At 62.5% G+C, this 2,419-nt stretch carries 3 protein-coding genes; 2 read left to right on the top strand and 1 reads right to left on the bottom strand.

What is annotated here, in order from left to right:
• Positions 1–755: UxaA family hydrolase (locus EN935_RS31270; protein WP_164771500.1), on the bottom strand; the 755-nt coding region annotated here is incomplete at its 3' end.
• 228 nt (positions 756–983) lie between these two features.
• Here EN935_RS31270 and EN935_RS31265 point away from each other — a divergent pair.
• Together EN935_RS31265 and EN935_RS31260 are read left to right on the top strand one after the other, a co-directional pair.
• Positions 984–1,886 carry a GntR family transcriptional regulator gene (locus EN935_RS31265; RefSeq protein WP_127263216.1) on the top strand — a complete coding sequence of 301 codons (903 nt, stop codon included), beginning with the start codon at positions 984–986 and terminating at the stop codon, positions 1,884–1,886.
• 195 nt (positions 1,887–2,081) lie between these two features.
• On the top strand, positions 2,082–2,419 hold a 338-nt coding region (locus EN935_RS31260; protein WP_127373981.1), incomplete at its 3' end, for a hypothetical protein.

Here is a 2,419-nt window from a genome sequence, read left to right as displayed (position 1 = left end):
CGCTTCAGCTGACCGACTTCCTCGGCAATCTCGGCCAGCACGCCCATTGCCTTTTCCACCGATTTGCGCGAACCGCCGGCGTCCTGGATGTTGAAATGACGTTTGCCGGCAGCGACGCCCTTCTGGCCGTAGAGGGTGAGCTGGTTGACCTCGCAACCGAGGCCGACCATCAGCACGCCGCCGAAATTCGGGTGGCGGGCGTAGCCGGCAAGCGTGCGGTGCAGCACCATCATGCCGTCGCCGGTGCCGCTCATGCCGCAGCCCTGGCCGTGGACGATCGGCACGAAGCCGTCGATGCCGGGATATTTCGGCAGCAGCGTCCGGTTGGCGGTGTCGGCGATGGAATGGCAGACGGTGGCCGAGCAATTGACGCTGGCGACGATGCCGATGAAATTACGCGTGCCGGCGCGGCCGTCGGCGCGGCGATAGCCCATGAAGGTGCGGGCGCGGTCGGCCTCCGTCGCGTGCTCGGCCTCGCTCGGCGGCACGACCGGCAAGCGGCCGGATTCGAAAACCAGATTGTGCGAATGAACGTGCTCGCCCGCTGCAATATCCTGTGTGGCGCGACCGATCGCCTGGGCGTATTTCACCACGGCCTCGCCGGCGGCGATCGGCTTGATCGCCACCTTGTGACCGGGCTCGATCAACACACTGGCGACGGCACCGTTTGGCAACGCGGTGCCGATCTCGATGCGGCCGTTGGCGACTGCCACATTGTCGGCGGGGGACAGAAGAATGCAGTTGGAGGCGTTCACGGGCGGTTTCCTGGGTGATCCTGGGATGCGCGGGCGGATTGACACGCGCCTGTTTAAAGATAATGTCTTTTATCGTGAAAAAACAGTTTTGCGTCAATTGTTTTTTCGCTGGGGAGTTCCGCATGTCCTTGGGTGTTCCGGAAAGCGATTTCGCTTTTCAGGGTCATGGGAACGTCATATTGCGCTTCAAACCGGCCGCCGCAAGCGACGGCGTGCAACGGGTTAGGAATGTCGAAGAGCAACAACGTCTACAAGGATGCCTATAACCGCTGCCTGCGGCTGCTCGACGAAACGCGCAGCCTGCCTTCGGAGCCGGAACTGGGCACCTTGCTTGGCGTCAGCCGTACCACCGTCCGCACCATTCTTGCGCGCATGGAAGAGACCGGACTAATCGCCTGGAACAAGCGCGCCAAGACGGTGCTGCGCGAACCGCGTCCGGATGATTTCTTCCCCGAGGAAGAAACAGACACGCTGGCCGAAATCATCGAGCGGTCGTTTATGCGCAGGCTGCTTGCCGGCGGCGCCGAAGCCGGCATGCAGATCAACGAACTCGAACTGGCGCGAGAGATCGGCGTCGGCACCACCAGCGTGCGCGAGTTCCTGATCCGCTTCTCCCGCTTCGGCCTGATCGAGAAGCGCCGCAACAGCCATTGGGTGCTGAAGGGCTTTACGCGCGCCTTCGCGCTGGAGCTGACCGAAATCCGCGAAATGTTCGAACTGCGCTCGGCAGCCGCCTTCGCTGCTCTGCCGCAGGACAGCGCGGTCTGGGCCGATCTCGACCGTCTGGAAGACGAGCATCGCCAACTGGCAAGCGAGATCGCCTCTCGCTTCAACGAATTCTCCGAGCTGGACGAGCGCTTCCACCGGCTCATCCACCGGGCATCGCACAACCGCTTCATCGTCGATTTCTACGACGTCATCGCCATGATCTTCCACTACCACTACCAGTGGAACAAGGCGCAGGAACGTGAGCGTAACGAAGTCGCGATAGGTGAGCATCTGGTCTATATCGAGGCGCTGAAATCGCGTGACCTCGGCAAGGTCGACGCTGCCTGCCGCAAGCACCTGAAGTCGGCGCGCCAGACCTTGCTGACCTCGATCCCGGAGAGCCGGTCGCCACAAAAATCCTGAGCCGCGTCGCGGCTCAGAGTCTGTTTCATGCATGTCGTTGTCCCAAAACCGCAGCACACTTTTGAGCGACATGCATTGATATGCCGCGTTGCCGCAGCATCGAATTGGCGATTTTCCAGCTGCTGGCCGCGTGCTAGGTATGCTGGGTTGCTGCGAAGAGGCAGGGCTTTGACCATACCGAGGAGACGATGGAGCATGCCGGTCGCGCTGGTCGCGGCCTATCTGCTGCTGCTTCAGTCGACGCTTGGTGCCTTCGCCTTCGGCACCGGGCCAAATGCGTCGCAACTGGATGCCTTCGGCAACGTCATCTGTACCCATGAGGGCGCAACCCAGCTTCCCGGCGGCAACCAGCCGCCATCCCATCTGCCCGTATGCTGCGTGCTCGGCTGCAGCATGTTTTCGCCGGCCTTTGCGCCGCCGCCCGATGCCGGCCTGGCGCTGGCCAGTCTTTCCTTTGAAGCGGTCGCCTTTGTCTTCCCTGCGGCCGTCCATCTCGACTTTGCACGTGAGCGCTCGCCGTCGCACCCGCGCGC

Origin of the sequence: Mesorhizobium sp. M7D.F.Ca.US.004.03.1.1, from assembly GCF_003998635.1 — a bacterium.
Lineage (GTDB): Bacteria > Pseudomonadota > Alphaproteobacteria > Rhizobiales > Rhizobiaceae > Mesorhizobium > Mesorhizobium loti.
This window is presented reverse-complemented; position numbering and strand designations above follow the sequence as displayed.

What these genes read in the sequence shown, in the direction of transcription:
- EN935_RS31265 (WP_127263216.1), top strand. Translation starts at nt 984, where the DNA reads ATGTCGAAGAGCAACAACGTCTACAAGGATGCCTATAACCGCTGCCTG.